Source organism: Nostoc sp. DedQUE04 (genome assembly GCF_034530995.1).
Taxonomy (GTDB): domain Bacteria; phylum Cyanobacteriota; class Cyanobacteriia; order Cyanobacteriales; family Nostocaceae; genus Nostoc.
Genome location: NZ_JAVRCA010000057.1, coordinates 1 through 21,227, shown reverse-complemented (window position 1 = coordinate 21,227; position 21,227 = coordinate 1). Strand labels below are relative to the sequence as shown.

The 21,227-nt window shown below is 39.3% G+C and carries 18 protein-coding genes; 7 read left to right on the top strand and 11 right to left on the bottom strand.

What is annotated here, in order from left to right:
* The first annotated feature begins 52 nt into the window (after nt 1–52).
* Entirely contained in the window at nt 53–3,439 is a 3,387-nt protein-coding gene (gene treS / locus RM049_RS29450; protein ID WP_322706689.1) for a maltose alpha-D-glucosyltransferase, read from the top strand.
* 304 nt (nt 3,440–3,743) lie between these two features.
* Here the strand turns inward: treS and RM049_RS29445 are convergent, their stop codons facing one another.
* The 9 genes from RM049_RS29445 to RM049_RS29405 form a co-directional block, all read right to left on the bottom strand.
* Nucleotides 3,744–3,989, bottom strand: a complete 246-nt coding sequence (locus RM049_RS29445; RefSeq protein WP_322691195.1) for a ribbon-helix-helix protein, CopG family — start codon at nt 3,987–3,989, stop codon at nt 3,744–3,746.
* 59 nt (nt 3,990–4,048) lie between these two features.
* Nucleotides 4,049–4,372 (bottom strand): type II toxin-antitoxin system RelE/ParE family toxin, encoded by a 324-nt coding sequence (locus RM049_RS29440; RefSeq protein WP_322691210.1) that lies wholly within the window; start codon nt 4,370–4,372, stop codon nt 4,049–4,051.
* 5 nt (nt 4,373–4,377) lie between these two features.
* Complete coding sequence (locus RM049_RS29435) at nt 4,378–4,641, bottom strand: type II toxin-antitoxin system ParD family antitoxin (RefSeq protein ID WP_322671300.1); 264 nt, start codon at nt 4,639–4,641, stop codon at nt 4,378–4,380.
* A gap of 179 nt (nt 4,642–4,820) precedes the next feature.
* Nucleotides 4,821–5,234: a type II toxin-antitoxin system VapC family toxin gene (locus RM049_RS29430; RefSeq protein WP_322691196.1), complete on the bottom strand. Its 414-nt coding sequence runs from the start codon at nt 5,232–5,234 to the stop codon at nt 4,821–4,823.
* Entirely contained in the window at nt 5,221–5,481 is a 261-nt protein-coding gene (locus tag RM049_RS29425; RefSeq protein WP_322691197.1) for a DUF2281 domain-containing protein, read from the bottom strand. The genes RM049_RS29430 and RM049_RS29425 overlap by 14 nt, the downstream gene beginning before the upstream one ends.
* Nucleotides 5,482–5,707: 226 nt before the next feature.
* Entirely contained in the window at nt 5,708–6,145 is a 438-nt protein-coding gene (locus RM049_RS29420; RefSeq protein WP_322691198.1) for a DUF488 domain-containing protein, read from the bottom strand.
* A gap of 14 nt (nt 6,146–6,159) precedes the next feature.
* A complete protein-coding gene (locus tag RM049_RS29415) occupies nt 6,160–6,705 on the bottom strand; it encodes a DUF488 domain-containing protein (RefSeq protein ID WP_322691199.1) in 546 nt (181 codons plus the stop codon).
* A gap of 12 nt (nt 6,706–6,717) precedes the next feature.
* Nucleotides 6,718–7,431 (bottom strand): hypothetical protein, encoded by a 714-nt coding sequence (locus RM049_RS29410; RefSeq protein ID WP_322691200.1) that lies wholly within the window; start codon nt 7,429–7,431, stop codon nt 6,718–6,720.
* A gap of 150 nt (nt 7,432–7,581) precedes the next feature.
* Entirely contained in the window at nt 7,582–9,795 is a 2,214-nt protein-coding gene (locus RM049_RS29405; RefSeq protein ID WP_322691201.1) for a phosphoketolase, read from the bottom strand.
* A 186-nt stretch (nt 9,796–9,981) separates the two neighbouring features.
* On the opposite strand from RM049_RS29405, the gene RM049_RS29400 reads away from it, so the two are divergent.
* From RM049_RS29400 to crtO, 4 genes are all read left to right on the top strand, one after another.
* Nucleotides 9,982–11,364 carry a cytochrome P450 gene (locus RM049_RS29400; protein ID WP_322691202.1) on the top strand — a complete coding sequence of 461 codons (1,383 nt, stop codon included), beginning with the start codon at nt 9,982–9,984 and terminating at the stop codon, nt 11,362–11,364.
* Nucleotides 11,365–11,849: 485 nt separating this feature from the next.
* A complete protein-coding gene (locus RM049_RS29395; protein ID WP_322706688.1) occupies nt 11,850–13,226 on the top strand; it encodes a cytochrome P450 in 1,377 nt (458 codons plus the stop codon).
* Between the two features lie 103 nt (nt 13,227–13,329).
* Complete coding sequence (locus RM049_RS29390) at nt 13,330–14,088, top strand: DUF2993 domain-containing protein (RefSeq protein ID WP_322671294.1); 759 nt, start codon at nt 13,330–13,332, stop codon at nt 14,086–14,088.
* A gap of 105 nt (nt 14,089–14,193) precedes the next feature.
* On the top strand, nt 14,194–15,888 hold the full coding sequence (gene crtO / locus RM049_RS29385; protein WP_322671400.1) for a beta-carotene ketolase CrtO: 1,695 nt from the start codon (nt 14,194–14,196) through the stop codon (nt 15,886–15,888).
* 85 nt (nt 15,889–15,973) lie between these two features.
* Here crtO and RM049_RS29380 read toward each other — a convergent pair whose 3' ends face one another.
* Nucleotides 15,974–17,710, bottom strand: a complete 1,737-nt coding sequence (locus RM049_RS29380) for a trypsin-like serine protease (RefSeq protein ID WP_322706687.1) — start codon at nt 17,708–17,710, stop codon at nt 15,974–15,976.
* A 641-nt stretch (nt 17,711–18,351) separates the two neighbouring features.
* Here RM049_RS29380 and RM049_RS29375 point away from each other — a divergent pair.
* Both RM049_RS29375 and RM049_RS29370 read left to right on the top strand, forming a co-directional pair.
* Nucleotides 18,352–19,095, top strand: coding sequence for a tetratricopeptide repeat protein (locus RM049_RS29375; RefSeq protein WP_322706686.1), 744 nt, complete (start codon nt 18,352–18,354; stop codon nt 19,093–19,095).
* A gap of 78 nt (nt 19,096–19,173) precedes the next feature.
* Nucleotides 19,174–20,046, top strand: a complete 873-nt coding sequence (locus RM049_RS29370) for an NAD(P)-dependent oxidoreductase (RefSeq protein WP_322706685.1) — start codon at nt 19,174–19,176, stop codon at nt 20,044–20,046.
* 329 nt (nt 20,047–20,375) lie between these two features.
* Here the strand turns inward: RM049_RS29370 and RM049_RS29365 are convergent.
* A partial coding sequence (locus RM049_RS29365; RefSeq protein WP_322706684.1) for a DUF4157 domain-containing protein occupies nt 20,376–21,227 on the bottom strand: 852 nt, incomplete at its 5' end.

The following is a 21,227-nucleotide window of genomic DNA, read 5'->3' as shown; positions in this document are numbered from 1 at the left end:
CAAGTAAAAATATAGTTCTATTGGATATGCGATCGCATATCTTTTTAAAATAATGCCAAACTCCAACTTGAAAGATGACTCATTATGGTTCAAAAATGCAATTATCTACGAATTAGGTGTTCGCACATTTGCTGACAGTAATGGTGATGGTATTGGTGATTTTCCAGGGCTGACAGAAAAACTAGACTATTTACAAGATTTAGGTATTACTGCCATTTGGTTGTTACCTTTTTTTCCTTCACCACTCAGAGATGATGGTTACGATATTGCCGATTATACTAGTATCAATCCTATCTATGGCACGTTAGAAGACTTTAAAGCGTTTTTGAGCGCTGCTCATCAGCGCGGTATTCGTGTAATTATAGAATTAATTATTAACCATACCTCTGACCAACATCCTTGGTTTCAAAGAGCACGTCGCGCCCCGAAAGGAAGTCCAGAGCGAGATTTTTATGTTTGGAGTGATACTCCTGAAAAATACCAAGAAGCGCGAATTATCTTCCAAGATTTTGAGACATCTAACTGGGCTTGGGATTCAGTTGCCAAAGCTTATTGCTGGCATCGTTTCTATTCCCATCAGCCGGATTTGAATTATGACAACCCCTTGGTGCGCGAGGCAGTATTTGATGTTCTAGATTTTTGGTTGGAGATGGGTGTAGATGGACTACGCATGGATGCTGTGCCTTATCTCTACGAACGGCAAGGAACGAACTGCGAAAACTTACCTGAAACCCATGCGTATTTGAAGGAGTTGCGATCGCATATCGACGCGAAATTTCCTAACCGGATGTTACTAGCTGAGGCGAACCAATGGCCTGAAGATGCAGCCGAGTATTACGGTGCAGGTGATGAGTGTCACATGAACTTTCATTTTCCCCTAATGCCGCGTTTGTTTATGGCAGTGCGGATGGAAGATAATTTCCCGATTGTAGATATTCTTCAGCAAACTCCATCGATTCCTGATAACTGTCAGTGGGCATTGTTCCTCCGCAACCATGACGAACTGACTCTAGAAATGGTGACAGATGAAGATCGCGATTTTATGTATGGGGCCTATGCACAAGACCCAATGATGCGGGTAAATTTAGGCATCCGCCGCCGATTAGCGCCGCTTTTGGGCAACGATCGCCGCCAAATTGAGTTACTCAATAGTTTACTGTTATCTCTGCCAGGAACCCCCGTACTTTACTACGGTGATGAAATTGGCATGGGAGATAACGTTTATCTAGGCGATCGCAATGGTGTTCGCACACCTATGCAGTGGAGTTCTGACCGCAACGCTGGTTTTAGTCGCGCCAACCCGCAACGCTTGTATCTACCCGTCATCGTTGACTCAGAATATCACTACGAAGCACTCAACGTCGAAGCCCAACGGACTAATAGCAATTCTCTTTGGTATTGGATGAAACGTTTACTCGCTACTCGCAAACGGTTTGCGGCATTGGGTGAAGGGCGTTTTGAATTGGTACAGTCTAATAATCGCAAAGTTTTTGCCTTCAGCCGGATTACCTCTGAAGAAGATGTCTTAGTAGTAGCAAATTTATCTCGTTACGTACAAACGGTGGCGTTAGATTTATCAGCCTTCAATGGACTAATACCAATAGAAATTTTTGGTTCCACTGAGTTTCCACCGATTACAGAATCGCCCTATTTCCTCAGCTTAAGTCCTTACGGGTTTTACTGGTTCACCTTACAACGTAAACCTAGCTCAACTCAAGAGCCTAAACCCCAAGCAGATTTAGTAACTCTGCTGGTAAATGGTTCATGGCAAAATGTGATTGGGCAACGAGAGTCAAAAAGCGTTCTAGAATCAACACTGCGGGATTACCTCTATACCTGTAGCTGGTTTGGCGGCAAAACTCAGACTGTACAATCAGTACAAATCATTGAAGCGATTTCTTTACCCTATAACCAGCAGATAGCTCAAATTGTTTGGTTGCAGGTAGATTATAGCCAGGGAAACCACGAAACTTATCTGTTATTTCTTGCCTATGCAGAAGGTGAGCAAGCAACGCATCTTTTGGCAGAAATGCCGCAAGCTATAATTGCACGGCTTGAGGTGCAAGGCAAAATAGACACTCCTCCACCCAACACTCAAGAAGTTGGAATTTTATTTGATGCTTTAGCAGACAAAAACTTTCTCACCTCACTGCTAGATGATGCGATCGCTAATCATCACTCTTATAAAGGGATAACCGGAGAATTATTTGGCACTACTACTGATTCATTCTCCGAATTGCGCCGACAGTTAACCAATCATGAGCCGACTGTTCTGAATAAAGAAGAACAAACCAATACTTATATAATTTATGGCGATCGCTTGTTGTTGAAACTCTTCCGCAAAGTCGAGGAGGGTTTGCACCCAGATTTAGAAATCCGGCGTTTCCTATACCAGAAAAAATGCTTGCAAAACTCAGTTTTCCTAGCTGGTGCTTTAGAGTACCGCCGTGCAAATAAAACAGGCAATAAAACTGCCCTACCTACGACTATAGGTATATTACAAGAGTTTATTTTAGATATCCGTAGTGGCTGGGACTACACACTTGATAGTTTGCAAAAGTACTTTGATTTAGTGACCACAGAACACGCCACTATTGCCGAAGTGCCTCTGCCATCAGGTTCTTTGTTGGATTTACAGAGAATTGAGATTCCCGAATTGGCAATTGCAACTATCACTTCTTACTTGCAAAGTGTTGAGCTATTGGGTAAATCCACAGCTGAATTCCATATAGCGCTGGCTACAAATATAGATAGCTCAGACTTTGCTCCAGAATCTTTTTCATCGCTTTATCAACGTTCGATATATCAAAGTGCACGTAACTTAACTGGACAAGTATTTCGGTTGTTAAAAGAACGAGTAAAATACTTGCCAACCGATACTCAACTATTAGCATTAGAAGTTCTTAATAGCCAAGAGAAAATCTTAGAACGCTTTCAGTTAGTTGTCGGTCAAAAAATTACTGCATTGCGGACTCGTCATCATGGAAACTACCATTTAGCGCAAGTATTTTACACAGGAAAAGACTTTATTATTCCTGATTTTGAAGGCAAAGCAGATCGTAGTTTAAGTGAACGACGCATAAAGCGATCGCCTCTACAAGATGTAGCAGGAATGTTACTATCTTTCAACTATGCAGTTAACCAAGCTCTGGGCTATCAAGAAGAATCTGGAATGATCCGGCCTGAAAATTTACCCCTTATAGAACAATGGGGACAGTTTTGGTATACCTGGGTCAGTACTAGCTTTTTGAACTCTTATTTAGAAACTGCTAATCAAGAATCTTTCCTTCCAAACACAAGAGAAGAACTAGATGTGCTGCTTTTTGCCTATCTTCTAGAACAAGCGATTGATGCACTAGGCAATGAACTAAATAATGGCTCCGATCGGGTAGAAATTCCACTCCAATTTATTCTGCGATTAGTGAGTGAAACTGCTTAAACAGTTTTTCCTAGTACGAACAAAATTTGCTTTTGCAGGTTTTAAAGTGTAGTACGGAAATCTTAACTGTAGGTTGGGTTGAACTTTAGTGTTACCCAACAGAGGCGGGAATGTTGGGTTTCGTTCCTCAAACGCCACTTGCTTCTCGTGTCGGAGACGCTGCGCGTAGCTTCCTTCCCCGTTCGCGCTAGCGTCTCCGAAGGAGAAGGGGTACAAGCCGGGGAACCCGTCCAACGCAGTAGCTCCCCAACCTACAACTACAACTTTTAAACCTGAATGAGGTGATGCGATCGCGCTTGATAAATTAATGTGAACACTGCGATGTATACTTCCTAAATCTACGTCCAATCGGTATCAATTGATTTGCTTCTGGAACTCCTAATTTTTTGGTTTCCTCTTTAGCTATAACCATAATTTGCATCAAGGTTATAGCCTGACGCAAAACATCACTTTTACTTGTGCCTATTTTATTTGCTAATTCGTCTAATATTTGATTTAGTTCAGGTGACAAATCTAAGTTTAAGTGAACCATCTTTTGAGTGTTAGTCATGGTTCCATCCTTGTGTAAAATCTTAACTACAGGAAAAAATTGATGACTTGCAGGATAAGCTATAGTTCTAAGTCTTCATCAAATATTAATTCAATGTCTCTTGCACCATGAATGACCCGTAGAATATCAATTGCTGATTCAGTGATGCGGTAAAAGATAAGATATTTTTGAAATCCTTTGATAGATATTTGTCGAATTTCTGCTAGATTTGGATGGACAAATTTACATGGTTTTCCAATAGCCGGGGTTTTTGCTAATTGTTTAAATGTTCCTTCGGCTGCTGTTAAAAAGCGGTCTGAAACATTTAAGTTATCTTGTGCTATGTACGTTGCTAAGTCTATTAAGTCCCGGATAACTTGAGGTCTTTTTTTTATTTCAAACATCACGGCTAAATTGCATCTTGATGTTTGTTCATTCTTTCTCGGATTGTTTGACGTATATCTTCCCAATCTTGAACAGTCATTTCTGTTGCATTCCCAGAGTTTAATCCCTCCAGAAGCATTGTTTCTAGACGTTCTTTAGCTCTCTGTTTTTGGTCTTGTCGCACTAATTCACGAAAATATTCGCTAACACTGCTATAACCACCTTGAGCTACCTGTTCTTCTATATAAGCTCGCATGGTGTCAGGTAAGGAAATATTGATACTTTTCACGAGGGTTAGTTTTTGAATCTGTTTTTCTATATTATGGCAGTTTTTGCCATTTTATGCCATTGCACAGAAGATGTTATTTGCTATTTAACTGTGGTAATTGTTTCACTCCACAGCATACAAGTACGCCCTATTGTTAGAAGAGAAATTGCGCGATCGCGGCTGATAAATTTATAATTACTTCAAAATAGGAGATTTTCAAAAGGATAACTTTGCTTCCAACGATAGGTATTAAAGTCACGCTGATCTACTGAAAAAATGCGTCCATGCCCTAAATGTTCTGCTAAAATTACTAGGGAAGCATCAGCCAAATCCATTGGAAGATCAGCATATTTTTTCATTAATTCAATAATTCGAGCAGTATGGTTAAGTTCTAAATTAAAAATCGTAAATAATTCTTCTTGCAGACTATTTATAAAAATAATTTCAGCTTCAACTCCCTTGCGAGTTAGCAAAAGATAACAAGTTTCTGTGACAACACACCATGTTGTAATTAAAGGTTCATTATATTGTTTTAAAGCCTGTTTTGCTTTTTCGTGGTAGGTGTCTTTTTTATCAATAAGGGCTAACCAAAATCCTGTATCAACGATGATCATATTTATTATCTAATGTATTAGATAAAACTTCTTTATAGGTTGTTGATAAATTTTCGTCAACAGAACAAAAACCAATTAATCCAATTTCATCAAACTTTTCATAGAGACTTTTTTCTTGACTATGATTTTCTGATTCTGTTTGTGGATAACGCTTTTTGAGTAATTGAATAAAATCTAGTAGTAATATTTGAGCTTCTTCTGGTAAAGTATCAATATCTCTATATATTTCTTCAAATTTTATCAGCATAATTAACTTCTAAATTGAGAAAAATTTTCGGGATGACCCTATTATAGACTAATTTTAAGCTTGGGTGAGGTGACGCGATCGCTCCTGATAAATTAATGTAAACAATGCGATGTATACTTCCTAAATTTATTCTCTTGAGTGCCTAACGATTGAATCGGTGGCTAAAAAAAAATTATTCCCGTATTATGCCGTAGTCAAAAGCTGTATTAAGTATATTATATAGTATCTAAAGATGAATTATTTTCATACCCTTGCTCATATCAGCTAGCATTTCTGATGCAATTCTTCGATGACATTTTTCTGGGGTATGCTCAGAACATAGCAAGCATATCCTTTGATTATTGAGTAGAGTTTTGTTTAACTGTTCCAATGCTTTTCTATTTTTAATAAGACTTCGATATGAACATTGATATTCTTCCCACTCCCCGGTTGTATGATACTTATCACGTATGTCTTTCGTTGGAGCAAAGTGAGTCCAATGTTCATATTTAATTTCTATAAGACTGAGAAAATATTCTAAGTCCTTTTTTTTAGTAAATCCTGCCAATTGACCTGTGTTGTTGAGACGGACATCCGCTATTAAATCTATTTTTTCATTTTTTAATAATTCAAAGAAGTGTTGTGCAGATTTTTTAGTAAATCCAATAGTATATATAATTTCCATATCTTAAGAATTCATCAAAATAGTGAAGGTTGAAAGTAAATTTGAATTAAAGAGGCATCTTCGAGTTTTCCACTAGCACGAATATGGCTGATTTTTATGTTATTTATTTTGTACTTTTCTGGAAATTTGTGTAATAAAGTATGAACGATTATTTTATGTCGATGACAGCGACGAGGGTCTTCTTCACTGCACATTATAGCAGTAGGTTTAGTAAAGCCTATATGCATAAGCTCTAACACTGCATTATTATATTTCTCATTTGAATCATACCTGTCATCTTCTCTAAAGCCTATAGAATTTTTTAAGTCATCCCGGCGACCTCCTAAAGTATCTCCCATCCAAATATAATCAATTCCATGTTGGGATAATTCTGAAGAAATATGACCCTTGGCAAAATTTTTGTTGTACTTACTATGGGGAATACTTCTTACATCGATAATACATAAAATACCGTTCGCTTTCAGAAGCTCTAAGAATTTATTAGTGCTAAGGTTGGAATGACCTATAGTAAATAAAATTAAAAAATTTTCATTCTGAATCAAATTATCTTTAGATTTCATGCTCTATTATTCTCATACATAATCGTTAAAATCATATCCTAAATCGTCAAAACATTTTCCTTTCAACCAATCTGGAACTGAAAAAATTCCAGAAATTTGTCGCCACACTTGACCTCTCCATTCTCTTGTAATACCAATTCTAATAAATATATCTTTTCCTTGTAATGCTTTAGTTAATCTTCCTTTTAAGTTTACTCTATCTGTTTGCCAAAGATATTTACAAGCTGCCAACCAATTTACATCTGTTATGGGTAAATGACAATGATAATCACCACTCTCGTCGTAAAATGATAGATGACATTTTAATTTATCTTCCCATACCCTAACTTCAATTTCAGGAATTTCACGGCTTTTGACAATAACAATTGAACGTGATTCTTCAGCTAAGGCATATTCTAATGAAAAGTCGGTATTTTGATTAAAAATTGCTAACTTTTCACTGTCAGTAGGTATACTTACTAATCTGGGCTGAATATTACCATCAATTTCCCAATCTTCTGTATGAAATACTGATTTTGAAACAGGATTTAAAAACTCTAATTCTACTTTAGCGAGAGGTTTTATTACTACTTGTCCTTGGACATAAAGAAACTCTTTTTTAATACCTGGCCTTTCAGGATAGTGAATTTCTGGTCTGACGAATTTACCTATCTCATCCAAACCACTTATGCATACAAATCCTTCTCTCATTCGTGTGACACCAGTTATAAATATTATCTTTTTCATTGATTTTTTATTTTTTCAATATTTATATACTTGCAAAATAAAAATCCTAATGAGAACCGCAGATATACGTATTAAAACGCCAATATCTATGCGTCTATCTGCGTATATCTGCGGCTAAAAATTGAACTATTCTACTTGCAAAACTCAGGCTTAATGCACTAATGCGATCGCACGTTTTGTTAACGCTTCAGCAGTTAATCCATTAAACGCCATCAACTCACCAGCACTCGCGGTAGTTTCGCCACGTTTCCATGCAAAGGTGTCGCGCTTCGCTGTACTCCGTAACAGGATCGGTTCTAGCATCGACGCAGCACCACCAGTAACCGCAATTAGCGCATCGCCATCAAATAATTCGGCAAATTTCGCATCATCTAAGAAATCACCATCAGGTTCGGAACAGATATCCCATGCTGTATCGTGGGGACGATACAAACGTCTGGGGTTAATAACAGAAACAATCTTCGCACCAATACCTTCAGTTTCCAAGAAAGCAGCAGCTTCAAATACTGGCATTAATGTCATATCGCCAATTACAGCAAATACAACTTGTTTATCGCCAGCGATTTCATGTAATAACACTGCACCATCGCGCAACCCTTGACGAGTTTGTTCTAAAGTTGTGCGAATTGGTAACGGCGATTTACTGGCTGTAATTACAATTCCCTTATTCTTAGTTTTCAATGCCCAATCATAACAGGCTTGAATACTATTAGCATCAGGCGGAAATAATGGGAAAACATTTCCATTTCGCATCAACGAAGCAAAGTAAGCTTCAATTTCGGGACGTTGGTGAGTCCAACCGTTGCGCCCTTGTTCTAATGCGCCTGCTGTGAATAAAGTAATAGTCGAGGGAGTTGGACGGCGCAATTCTGCCATTGATTGGGTTACAGTTTGCCAAATTGGTAATCCGTTGATGGCAAAAGATTCGTAAGAACACCACAAAGTTCTCGCACCCATTAACGCTAAACCCGCAGCTAAACCAGCACAAGCATCTTCACTCAATGGTTCATAAACTTGTCCATTTGGCGCTTGGTTATATAAGTCGTCGGTTGTGGGATGGATAATCTTTAATGCTTGGTTAATGTTGGCAATTCCTGATGCTTCATTACCATCGGCGTTGGTGACAAGGAAATTTCGATCTTTATTTCCAACTATTCCTACTAATCGTCCCATCGCAGTTGTGGAAACTTTTGGTTCACCTCCAACTGCATATTCTTCTAAAGGTAATTCGCCTAAATCTGGTAATGGAAATTCAAATTCTGTCACCACAGTTTTCCCTGCTGGGCCACCACCGGCGCGTTCTGCATTTGTTCTAACTAATTGCCAAGCTTCCACAGACAAAGCACGGGTTTGCAATGCACTAATAATATGAGGCGCATCTAGCGTGTCTTTAGGATAAAGGTTGTGGGATTTTGCACCTCGCGCGTGGACTCCTGCACCTTTGAGTTGTTTAATGATGAAGACGGTAAGTTTACCACCCAGTGCCGATCGCGCTGCTTTATCTATACCAGAAAGTACTGCTTGAGTAAATTCTAGGCGTTTCTCAAAGGAAAAGGCAGTACTATCAACGTAATCCCCTGGCTGATCTCGATCGTCGAAATCTTTGGCATCAACTAACACCACTTCATCAAAACCGTTACCTTGCCAATATGCTTGCATCTCTGGGTTGGTTTTCAGGGAAACCATGCTGTGATGTTCTTGGCTGTAACCGTTCCACACTAATATCGGCAAAAAGTTGGTGACAGCAGGATAAGCAGTATGAAAATGTGCGATCGCACTTACAATATAAGGCTCACCCAATCCCCCATCCCCAACTGTAAAGGGGAATAACTTATCTTTGTGCAGGAGTGCAGCCGCCATTGCAAAGTGTTGCCCTTGTCCCAAAGGCCCCGCAGGTGCGAGAATACCGGGAATGTAACCAGAAAGGTGTCCTAAAAGTCCGTGCTTTTCTCGGAAGCGATCGCGCAATTCTTGGACTGTAAAAATTCCCATGTCCTCTAGCGATCGATCCAAGAACATGGCACTATAAAATCCGGGGGCGTGGTGTCCAACTTCGGTAATAATGTTTTTGTATCCCAGCATGACAAGAGATGCGTAAGCTTCTGCTTGGCTGGCGAATCCGCCGGGATGCCCAGAAGCCTTACTACCAGTAACTTGCAAAGTTAGGTAGCGCAGGGCATCGGCAGCAAGTAAAGTTTGATATACTGCATTTGGTTCTGTGGGAGATGCGATCGCTACTTTGCCCGATTCGATAGCAGGTGTTGCACCATAAGTTTCAAAATCTGGTAAAGCTTCACCAAAATATTGAATCCCTTCCGAAAAATTGGGAAGCGCTGAAGATGCCTTTGCGGAGATTGCAGTCATGCTGAGTACCTTTTGACGATGAAGTGAAACTGTAGATGCTCGTTGAATTTAACCAAAATTTTACATCTTCGAGGTTGTAACAGTTTATTGCTTTTTTGCAACGTTAGAATAAGTACTTTAAATGGTCAGGCAACCAAAATTTCAATTAGTTGAAGTAGCAAAAAATATTTAATCGGAAAAAAATTTATGAAATTCCCAAATGGGCCGCAAACTCCAGCAGTTGTACAGATGATGCGCTGGATTGTTAATCCGATGTTATTTATGGAGGATTGTGCCAAAACCTATGGCGAGATTTTTACTCTCCGATTAGACAAAAATCTGCCTCCTATGGTGGTTGTCAGCAACCCCCAAGCGCAACAGCAAATTTTGACAACTGATACCAAGGAATTAGAAGCCCCTGGCGATCTGAATAAGGTGTTTGAACCTTTGCTGGGAAAGCATTCTGTGATTAGCATTAGCGGTGCAGAACACCAGCGTCAACGCCAGTTGTTAATGCCTCCCTTTCACGGCGAAAGAATGCGGAATTATAGTCAGGTGATTACCGATGTCACCAAGCAAGTTATCAACCAATACCAGATAGGCAAACCCTTTAATATTCGGTCTGCTACTCAAGCTATTACCCTGCGGGTGATTATGCAAGCTGTATTTGGGCTGTATGAAGGGCCTCGCGCCGAAAAACTACAGCATTTTTTGGGCGATCTTTTAGAAAAGGCCAGTTCTCGCTTAAGTGTGGCTTTGGCTTATTTTCCAGCTTTGCAAAGAGATTTTGGCCCGATTAACTTCTGGGGAAATCAGATGCGCCTTCAGCAAGAAGCTGACCAACTCCTCTATGAGGAAATTCGGGAACGTCGAGAACAACCAGATTCATCACGCACGGATATTCTTAGCTTACTCATGGCTGCTAGAGATGAAGCCGATCAACCCATGACCGATGAAGAGTTGCGCGATGAATTGATGACTCTGTTAGTCGCTGGTCACGAAACCACAGCAACAGCCTTAGCATGGGCATTCTACTGGATTCATAAAATACCATCAGTGCGCCAAAAGCTACTGCAAGAATTAGATAGCTTGGGCGATAACCCAGATCCTAGCACTGTTTTCAAATTACCTTATCTCAACGCTGTTTGTTCCGAGACATTGCGGATTTATCCAGTAGGTATGCTAACTTTTCCCAGAAGAGTAAAAACACCGATATCGCTGGGCGGTTACGAACTAGAACCGGGTACAGTCCTAATTGGTTCTATTTATCTGACCCACCAACGGGAAGATATTTATCCAGAACCTAAGCAGTTTAAACCAGAACGCTTTTTAGAACGGCAATTTTCTGCTTATGAATATTTGCCCTTTGGCGCTGGTGCTAGACGCTGTATTGGGCTAGCGTTTGCCCAGTTGGAAATGAAGCTAGCACTTGCTCAAATCCTTTCTAGCAAGGAATTAGAACTAGTTAATAAAGGTGAAGTGCGACCTAAACGCCGTGGCTTGGTGACAGGGCCAGATCGTCCCATTGAGATGGTTGTCACGAGTCAACGTCAGGTGAGGTCTTCCATCCTCCAGACAACCTCTGTTTGATGCTGCGAGGTTTAATGGTTGCGTTCAGCAAACTGTCAATTATCTATACATTTAGATAGATTTTCAATGCTTTTAAACAATCCCCTATAGTCCTCTTTAAAAGAGGACTATAGGGGATTTTAATATATTACAACTGTAAAAAGAATGAATTTTAAGAGTGAGATTATACATTAAAATAAGGCATTTCAATATCACCAAAAGACGTAACTTTAATATGTGTATCCCAAAATAATTGAGTAAGTTTTTTCTGTAAATCGCTTTAAAAATTCAGAAAAAATATTATCATTAACTTTGTAAAAATTAATAGTGATTAATTACCACTACGGGTTACTTAGTAGTAATTAACTCCCTACTATCCCCTGAAAATATTAACAAAGCTTGCTCTAATTGCATCTTTTTTAAGGAGTGTTAGGGAGAAGTAAGCCTTAACCCAAGCGGATTGAATTATTTGCACCTTCTGAAATCCTAAAAGTATCTAATAAACAATGAAACTATTTGATAATCTCAGCACACCAGCGTTGTTACAAACTCTGCAATTAATTGCTGAACCAACAAAATTTTTAGAAAATAATGCTGCCAAATATGGTGATGTTTTCACAGTACAGGTAATGGGTTTAAAGTCACCACCGATAGTATTTTTTAGCCATCCCCAAGCAATTAGCGATTGTTTTGCCATCCCTGCACACAAGTTAGATTTTAAAAAAGCAACCCATGTATTTAAACCCTTGTTTGGAGAGAATTCTATTGTATTTCAAGAGGCGCGATCGCACCAACAACAGCGACAGCTATTACTTCCAGCATTTCATGGCGATAATTTAAAATCTTATGGACAAGCAATTTGTCAAATAACTGAAGAGATTACACAAAATTGGACATCAGATACAAATATTTGTATACACAAATTAATGTCAAATATCACTTTAGAAATTATCTTACAAGTGGTATTTGGGATTACTCATGGTGTGCGTTACCAACAATTAAAAGAACAATTGAGTTCTTTATTAGAAGACGTAACTAAACCTTGGTATTCCAGCTTGTTTTTCTTTCCTTCGCTGCAAAAAGATTTAGGCGCATGGAGTCCTTGGGGAATTTTCTTAAAAAGACGAGAGCAAATTGACAAACTCATCTATGCAGAAATTTCTGAAAGACGTTGGCAAAATGATCCTGCGCGTACAGATATTCTCAGTCTGCTGATGTCAGCGTATGACGTAAATGGGCAACAGATGACAGATGAGGAATTACGCGATCAACTAGTTTCATTATTGCTATTGGGTTACGAAACTACATCTGGTGTATTAGCCTGGATATTTTATTTAATTCACTCTCACCCAAAGGTGAAACATCGGCTAATGCAAGAACTAAACACCTTGGACAATCTCACAAATCCTGAAACAATTGCCCAATTACCTTATCTCACCGCCGTTTGTCAAGAAACACTGCGAATTCACCCTATTGCTTTAATCTGCACACCGCGAATGGTAAAAGATAGAGTGGAAATTATGGAGCATAAATTTACATCAGAAACAGTTTTAGTTCCCTGTATTTATTTAGCACATCGCCGAGCCGAGACTTACCCAGAACCAGAACAGTTTCGCCCAGAAAGATTCCTCAACCAAAAATTTTCACCTTACGAATATTTACCCTTTGGTGGAGGTTATCGCGGTTGTATTGGTGCAGCCTTTTCCATGTACGAACTAAAATTAGTAACAGCTATAATATTATCCCGTTTTGAATTAAGCCTTACTGATAAACGTCCTGTGCATCCAGTCCGTCGTGGAATTACAATTGTCCCTAGCGGTGGTGTAAAAATGGTTGTTACTAAAAAAGCAAAACTAAAAAAACAAACAATACTTTCTACTTAATTACTCAATCCTCCCATTTGCATATATCGTAATATAGAGCCGCTTGTTAGTATCTAGCCTTTACAGTAAATAATAAGAGGACATTTATGAGAATTAGTAATTCATGCCTAATGAGCATCGGTTAGAAGAACAATTTTTATCCCAAGAAGCTGAAAAACAAGTATCCAATCAGCTAGATGAAGTAGAAGAAATAGAAATAGATGTAAAAACCGACCTGTTAAAAATACTTCAAGGACAAGCGGATGGAGTGTCGGTTACTGGTCAAGGATTAGTGATTAAAGAAGACATTCGCGTACAGGAAATAAAACTGCAAACAGATAGTATTGACATCAATCCCTTTAGCGCTCTTTTTGGTCAAATAGAACTCAATGAGGCTGTAAATGCCATTGCTCGGATTGTACTCACAGAAGTGGATATGAACCGCACTTTGGCATCAGACTTTGTTAGTAGCCAGATGCAAAACTTTGATTTGGATGTAGATGGCGAGATTGTCAGTTTTGAGCCGCAAAAAATTCAAGTATTTTTACCTGGTGAAGGCAAAATTGAATGTAGGGGAAGAGTGCTGTTAAAGGAAATGGGAAATACTCGCCCTTTAGCCTACACTGCGGTGCTTCGTCCACGGACTCATTCACAACCCGCGATGCTGGAGAGTTTTAACTGCACCGAGGGAGAGGGTGTTTCAATAGAATTAGTTACAGCAATAATGCAGAAAGCCAAAGAACTGATGAATCTACCATCTTTAAAATGGGAAGATATGGCGTTCAAGATTAAAGATATAAAAGTAGAAAAGGGTAGTTTAATACTTCTGGTAGAAACTCAAGTGAAGCAAATACCATCATCAATTACTGAATTATCTCTTTAGTAGTATTGACAATAGTTAAGGATAGTTTTTGTAACTAGGGAATGATGTAAATTTTTTAAAAGTTTTGTAAGCTTTTAAAAGCTACTTAATTTCAAAATGACAACTATGCAAGAGTATGATGTTGTGCTGATCGGTGCTGGGCACAATGGGTTAGTTTGTGCAGCTTATTTGCTAAAAGCTGGTTATAGCGTCCTGTTACTAGAAAAGCGTTCTGTTATCGGTGGTGCAGCAACAACTGAAGAATGTCTACCCCAAGAAGCTCCTGGATTTAAATTCAATTTGTGTGCGATTGACCATGAATTTATTCATTTAGGGCCAGTTGTTGAAGAATTAGAACTAGAAAAATATGGCTTGCATTATTTGGAGTGCGATCCGGTTGTTTTCTGTCCTCATCCTGATGGGAAGTATTTTTTAGGACATAAGTCGCTGGAAAAGACTTGTGCAGAAATCGCCCGTTACAACCAACGTGATGCCAAAAAATATGCAGAATTTGTAGACTTTTGGCAGCGAGCGCTAGGTGCAATGATTCCTATGTTTAATGCACCGCCAAAATCAGTTATAGACATCCTTGGTAACTACGACATCACCAAACTGAAAGATTTATTTTCTGTTATTGGTTCTCCAAACAAAACGCTGGACTTTATTCGCACGATGTTGACCAGCGCTGAGGATTTACTTAACGAGTGGTTTGATGAAGAATTTCTGAAAGCGCCACTAGCCAGACTATCAGCAGAACTTGGTGCGCCGCCATCACAAAAAACCCTTGCCATTGGTGCAATTATGATGGCAATGCGTCATAATCCGGGGATGGCCAGACCTCGCGGCGGAACTGGCGCACTTGTGCAAGCTTTGGTGAATTTAGTCACAAGTAAAGGTGGCGTTATTCTCACAGATCAGCACGTTGAAAAAGTTTTAATTGATGATGGCAAAGCTGTAGGTGTGCGGGTTGCTGGTGGAAAAGAATATCGCGCTAAATACGGGGTTATTTCTAATATTGATGCCAAGCGGTTGTTCTTACAAATGACAGATAAAAGCGATATTGATGGAGCCGACCCAAATTTATGGGAAAGATTAGAACGCCGCATCGTTAACAACAACGAAACCATCCTCAAAATAGATTTGGCTTTAGACGAACCACTCCACTTTCCTCACCACGCTCACAAAGATGAATATCTGGTTGGTTCTATTTTGATTGCTGATTCTGTGGCTCATGTAGAACAGGCTCATAGTAAATGTACTTTGGGAGAAATTCCTGATGCTGACCCATCAATGTACTTGGTGATGCCTAGTTATTTAGATCCCACATTAGCACCACCAGGTAAGCACACTCTATGGATTGAGTTTTTTGCTCCTTATCAAATTGCTGGTGCAGAAGGCACTGGTTTAAAAGGTACTGGTTGGACGGATGAATTGAAAAACAAAGTTGCAGATCGGGTGATTGATAAATTGGCAGACTATGCACCCAATGTCAAGAATGCAACTATCGCCCGTCGGGTAGAAAGTCCAGCCGAACTAGGAGAAAGATTAGGTGCGTACAAAGGGAATTATTACCATGTTGACATGACCCTAGATCAAATGGTATTCTTCCGTCCCTTGCCAGAAATAGCGAACTACAAAACGCCAATTGATAATCTATTTTTGACTGGTGCAGGGACTCATCCAGGTGGTTCAATTTCGGGAATGCCGGGACGCAATTGTGCGCGCGCATTTTTGCAGGCAAAACATCCCATTAGCCAAACTTTGAAAGATGCGCGGGATTCGATTAAGTCAACTGTCGAGTCAGTGTTTGGCATTAGTTAAGCCTTGCACAGAGAAAATAGAGTAATACAGTTCAGATAAACCCAAAACCCTTATGTAAAGACGCGATAAATCGCGTCTTTACTTATTAGGCAATCACGAAAATATTTGTATTAGTCATAGCTAGACCTATTGCTAGTTGAGCAACTTGGATTTGACTAAATGAGCCTGTACCATCAGCATCAAAGAATAAACCTCCTGTATTATTGTTGTAGATAAAGCGATCGCTACTATCTTCTGCTACTGAACCGATAAAAAATTGCGTGGCTTGAAGTATACCCTCACTAAGTCCACCTCCAAACCCTATTTTAGAAACATAAATTGTGTCATCTAAGGACGAAAAATCTGTAATGTTATGAATACCCTCAGCAGGGGTATTAATAGTAAAAACATTAGATTCAGTTCCTCCCGTTAGTGTATCGTTACCTAAACCTCCAACGAAAGTATCATTACCACTTCCCCCTATAAGGATGTCATTGCCATTTCCACCATTTAGATTGTTATTACTAGTATTACCAGTCCCATTAATATCATCTGCACCTGTTAAGGTAAGATTTTCTTCATTGGCTGATAAAGGAGAGCTAACGGTTGATGAAACGGTCATATCTGGCGAAGTAGGCGTACTATTGGTAACAGTGAGTAAAGTTTTAAATACCTTTTGGTTGCTGCTTAGACTTTCATCAAACTCTTGGATTGAATTAGTTGGATCTAGAAATGAAATAACATAGTAATTTCCAATTGGGATATTAGGAAACGCACCACTCCAAGTCGCTGTTCCCGAATTGAATGGATTAATCGAAGAAATAGTTGTATTACCAATTAAGTAATGAGAACCAATATTATCAGTGATATTGGTATCAGTAGAAGCATAAAACGAAACCGAGAAAGTGCCTGTCGCGGCTGTACCATTGTTGCGAGGATAGACTGTGATGCTAAAATTTTCCCCATATTTGATAGTTTTATTATTAAAACTTCCAAGAGTGGTGTTAAACCACACATCAGAATCTACTAAATCAGCTTTGTCAGTGGGTTGGCGCGCGGTATTGTCTTGGTCGATCCAGTTTTGAATCTCATTATATCGAGTGCTTGTAATTCGGGCGAACTCGTTGTAAAGCGGAGTTTTGTTGCTGGTTGTCTCATTTGAAGCTACTCCATAAATAGTTGGTTTATTTGTGTTGGAATTATTAAGCCAGAGAGGGCCTCCACTATTTCCAGGTAGGATATCTAGCTCATTACTACGCAATATCGAGTCAGTTGTACTTGTGATTTTTCCACTCTGAGTCCACATATCATAGTTGTCAAATTTCCCATCGCTATTGGAATCAAATTTATCAGAAGGGTATCCAGTGACATTCATTAAAGTTCCACTGCTGAGATTATCGTCATATCCATAGTTAAACCAGCCAGTGAAGTTTCCAATATTGCGGTCAAGAGTAACCAATCCTATATCGTATTGAAAAGTTTCGCTTTTAGTTTGATCTCCTTGAGTCCATCCATCAAAAGAACGTGTGTAAACAGATTTGGCTTCACTATAGTATTCATAATCAGCCCGGTTTGTACCAGCAATGATATTTCCTTTAGAACCAAGCATCACCTCAATTTTATCTGCCCAACCTCCATATCTCGTATCATATACACAATGTCCTGCTGTTAAAAAGTGGTAGGAATCAATCATGGCGCCAGAACCGTTGATGATAATATCATCAGCAGTATTAATAACCCCATCTGGGCCTTTCCAACTTATTCTCATCTTTCCTATAGCACTAAATGGAGAAGTTGTAGTGTTGCTAACTTTTGTCCGACCATCAGGGGAGAAAAGAGACATACTTTTATATCCTAAATAAAAATGATGAATACAAAATATACAATTTTAATGCCAAAAATTATCTCATGGCATTATGAATGCACTAGCAATTTTTATGAGGATTTTTCCCGATAATAAGTTTTTAAGTAATATTAAAACTTTAAATTGCCATATATTTAATATAAATTATTTCTACGATTTATCAATATCTAGAGCTTACTTTGAATTTTATTTTTAAGCATAAAATAAAAGTAATTAATAGAGATAGAGGTTGGAAAAACTAACTATTCTGATATTACTTCTGTCTTCACCTTTGCGATCCTGGCTGATTTATACCGTCGGCATTGGCGGTTTGAAGAAGCTTCTCATCAGGATGAATTACTACACAAATGCGATGTTTACGACGAGTCACAGCCACGCAATATATATAGCAACACGAATAAATTGTTTTTTGAGGAAAGCAGGTTCTAAGCGATTGCTTTATGTATACTTAATATGATATTATTACATACGCTTGATTTTGATAAAGTTTTATGCATCGTCAACAAAACTTTTTGGGAAAATAAATATAAGTAAATTAATGGGTAAAAACTAGTGTATTTTGATAATACTCAAAAAACTAACAAATTTGAACATCATCTAATAATTTTTGTAGGTACAGCATGGTTTTTCGGCACTGCTTCGTTGCATCTGGCTTGATAGCTTTCTTGACATTTGGCTGTAGTGGTGGGGGAAACTCATCGGTAGAAAATACTACACAGGTTGTCCAAGAAAGCAATGTAACCCAACTTTTCATAGAAGCGAAGGCTACCCAAAAAGCAGAAGATTACTTCCATCAAGGTAATAATTTATTAGATAGACAAAATTATGAAGATGCCATAAAAGCTTATGATAAAGCGATCGCTATCAAAGTTGAGAGTCCTGAAGCTTGGATTAATCGTGGCATTGCCTTAACATCGTTGCAACGCTACCAAGATGCTCTTGGATCTTACGATCGAGCGATCGCCATCAAACCCGACAAATATGAAGCTTGGTATAATCGTGGCATCGCCTTAACATCGTTGCAACGCTACAAAGATGCTCTTGGATCTTACGATCGAGCGATCGCCATCAAACCCGATAAATATGAAGCTTTAATTAACCGAGGCATAGCTCTAACAAAGCTGCACCGCTACCAAGATGCGATCGCATCTTATAATAGAGCGATCGCCATCAAGCAAGATTTGCACCAAGCGTATTACAACAAAGCTTGCTCTTATGCTTTACAAAGCAATCTAGAATTAGCAATTGAGAACCTAGACAAAGCGATCGAGCTTGTTCCTGATAAATACAAGAAGTTAGCAAAAACTGACCCTGACTTTAGCAAAGTGCGTAGTAAAAAACAGTTTCAGGAATTACTGCAATAGTATTCGATCGCCACTACTCAGTGTAAAATATAAGCCTGCTGTAACAAGGATTTTTTCTTGAGCGGTTTACGATTATACATGAAAAAATTGTTAATCACTGGGGCAAGCGGTTTTTTAGGATGGCATCTTTGCCAGCTTGCCAAACAAGAATGGGATATTTATGGTACTTATTTATCCCATCCTTTAGAGATTCCTGGTATGAAAATTTTACAAGCGAACTTAACAAGTTTTCAGGAACTAAAACGGATCTTTAATGATGTCAAACCAGAAGCAGTTATTCATACTGCTGCACATTCGCAACCAAATTTTTGTCAAACCCACCCTGAAGAATCGCACGCAATTAACGTCACAGCATCCTGCAATATTGCCGGACTTTGCGCGGATAATTCTATTCCTTGTGCTTTTACTTCAACCGACTTAGTTTTTGATGGTTTAAATGCTCCATATCGAGAAACAGATGCCGTGTGTCCTGTCAATCTTTACGGCGAGCAAAAGACGATCGCAGAAGCAGGTATGCTAGAAAGATATCCTATGACCGCAGTGTGTCGAATGCCGTTGATGTTTGGTGCAGCAACACCCACAGCGAAAAGCTTTATTCAGCCATTTATTCAAACTTTACAAGCCGAAAAAGAACTAAATTTATTTATTGATGAATTTCGCACCCCAGTAAGTGGAACATCTGCCGCCAAAGGACTCTTACTAGCATTAGAAAAAATTAATGGCATCATTCATTTAGGTGGCAAAGAGCGGATTTCCCGTTATGATTTTGGACAGATATTAGTAGAAGTATTTCAACTTACCGCCACTAGACTTAAATCCTGCCGCCAACAAGATGTGAAAATGGCAGCACCTAGACCAACAGATGTTTCTTTGGATAGTTCCAAAGCTTTTGCATTGGGGTATCAGCCTTTATCTGTAAGGGAAGAATTAGAGGCAATACAATTCAGTTAAGGTTAAGTGTTAAAACTAAAAACGGAAATAAGTTATTTTGGAATGCGATTACTCTGGCACACTACGCTTAGGTATTGCAACCGTCACGCTTTCTATAAAACCGATACCAATCTGCAAGCAGCTTGTGCAGCGTTTCCCTGGATTGTTACCTGAAATGACCATGAGGTAGAAAACAACTACGCCAACAACATCTTTAATCTCTTAACGCAGATTAGGCGTTCGTGTTTGGATATTTTGACAGGCGATTTAGTTGTTTACGCGGTAACGCACCGAACCGATGATTTGGTACGTTACTTCGTTAACGCACCCTAGAAGATCGGGCGATCGCACTAAGTTGGATACATGTTGCGATACGCATTCCAATAATTTACGCATTCCTGACCGTATGAGTTCAGAATCCATTGTTTGGTTTCTTGCGCTTTGTATCCTTGATTAAATACACTAAAACCGGAGCCGTCAAATGGCCCGCCACGATAATCTACATACACAAAACGCCTCGTATCTGGCTTTCTCTTCACACTAATTCTTGTCCCATCTTGAAAATCGATGTGTTCCCATATTGCTCCTCCACCGCTTAATATTCCAGAGTCATAATTAATTACGGTGTGTGGTGGTACTACTTCGGGGGCAGGTTGTTCATTACCAGTATCCGCTTTCTGCACTAATCTTTGCACTGCCCGACCATTCTGCTGCACTACATGGGTCAACTCATGCGCTAACAACTCCTGTCCTCCCCGACTCCCAGGATTATATTCTCCCGAACGAAAGAACACATCCTGTCCCGTTGTGAAAGCCCGCGCCTGAATTGACCGATTCAACTGGTCAGATTGACCATCTGTGTGAACCTTCACCCTACTGAAATCTGCGCCAAATGCCATCTCCATCGGTTTACGGATATTGTCTGCGATCGCCACTCCACCACCCCTAGCTTGGTTAATGGACGCTTCCAGGTCTGGCGCACCAACCATCCCAGCATTAGCCTGACGCTGCACCATCGGCTTCATCTGTAATTCTTCCTCATCTTCTGGCACTTCTTCTCGTTGCAGTGTGCTATTGTCCAGAGATTTCATTTGCAATTCTTCCTCATCCTCTGGCACTTCTTCTCGTTGCAGTGTGCTATTGTCCAGAGATTTCATTTGCAATTCTTCCTCATCCTCTGGCACTTCTTCTCGTTGCAGTGT

Excerpts from the sequence above, each read along its gene's own strand:
- RM049_RS29390 (WP_322671294.1), top strand. The coding sequence starts at position 13,330 with ATGCCTAATGAGCATCGGTTAGAAGAACAATTTTTATCCCAAGAAGCT.
- RM049_RS29445 (WP_322691195.1), bottom strand. The coding sequence starts at position 3,989 with ATGACTAACACTCAAAAGATGGTTCACTTAAACTTAGATTTGTCACCT.
- RM049_RS29440 (WP_322691210.1), bottom strand. The coding sequence starts at position 4,372 with ATGTTTGAAATAAAAAAAAGACCTCAAGTTATCCGGGACTTAATAGAC.
- RM049_RS29410 (WP_322691200.1), bottom strand. The coding sequence starts at position 7,431 with ATGAAAAAGATAATATTTATAACTGGTGTCACACGAATGAGAGAAGGA.
- crtO (WP_322671400.1), top strand. The coding sequence starts at position 14,194 with ATGCAAGAGTATGATGTTGTGCTGATCGGTGCTGGGCACAATGGGTTA.
- RM049_RS29395 (WP_322706688.1), top strand. The coding sequence starts at position 11,850 with ATGAAACTATTTGATAATCTCAGCACACCAGCGTTGTTACAAACTCTG.
- RM049_RS29420 (WP_322691198.1), bottom strand. The coding sequence starts at position 6,145 with ATGGAAATTATATATACTATTGGATTTACTAAAAAATCTGCACAACAC.
- RM049_RS29400 (WP_322691202.1), top strand. The coding sequence starts at position 9,982 with ATGAAATTCCCAAATGGGCCGCAAACTCCAGCAGTTGTACAGATGATG.
- treS (WP_322706689.1), top strand. The coding sequence starts at position 53 with ATGCCAAACTCCAACTTGAAAGATGACTCATTATGGTTCAAAAATGCA.
- RM049_RS29380 (WP_322706687.1), bottom strand. The coding sequence starts at position 17,710 with ATGTCTCTTTTCTCCCCTGATGGTCGGACAAAAGTTAGCAACACTACA.
- RM049_RS29430 (WP_322691196.1), bottom strand. The coding sequence starts at position 5,234 with ATGATCATCGTTGATACAGGATTTTGGTTAGCCCTTATTGATAAAAAA.
- RM049_RS29415 (WP_322691199.1), bottom strand. The coding sequence starts at position 6,705 with ATGAAATCTAAAGATAATTTGATTCAGAATGAAAATTTTTTAATTTTA.
- RM049_RS29425 (WP_322691197.1), bottom strand. The coding sequence starts at position 5,481 with ATGCTGATAAAATTTGAAGAAATATATAGAGATATTGATACTTTACCA.
- RM049_RS29370 (WP_322706685.1), top strand. The coding sequence starts at position 19,174 with ATGAAAAAATTGTTAATCACTGGGGCAAGCGGTTTTTTAGGATGGCAT.
- RM049_RS29405 (WP_322691201.1), bottom strand. The coding sequence starts at position 9,795 with ATGACTGCAATCTCCGCAAAGGCATCTTCAGCGCTTCCCAATTTTTCG.
- RM049_RS29375 (WP_322706686.1), top strand. The coding sequence starts at position 18,352 with ATGGTTTTTCGGCACTGCTTCGTTGCATCTGGCTTGATAGCTTTCTTG.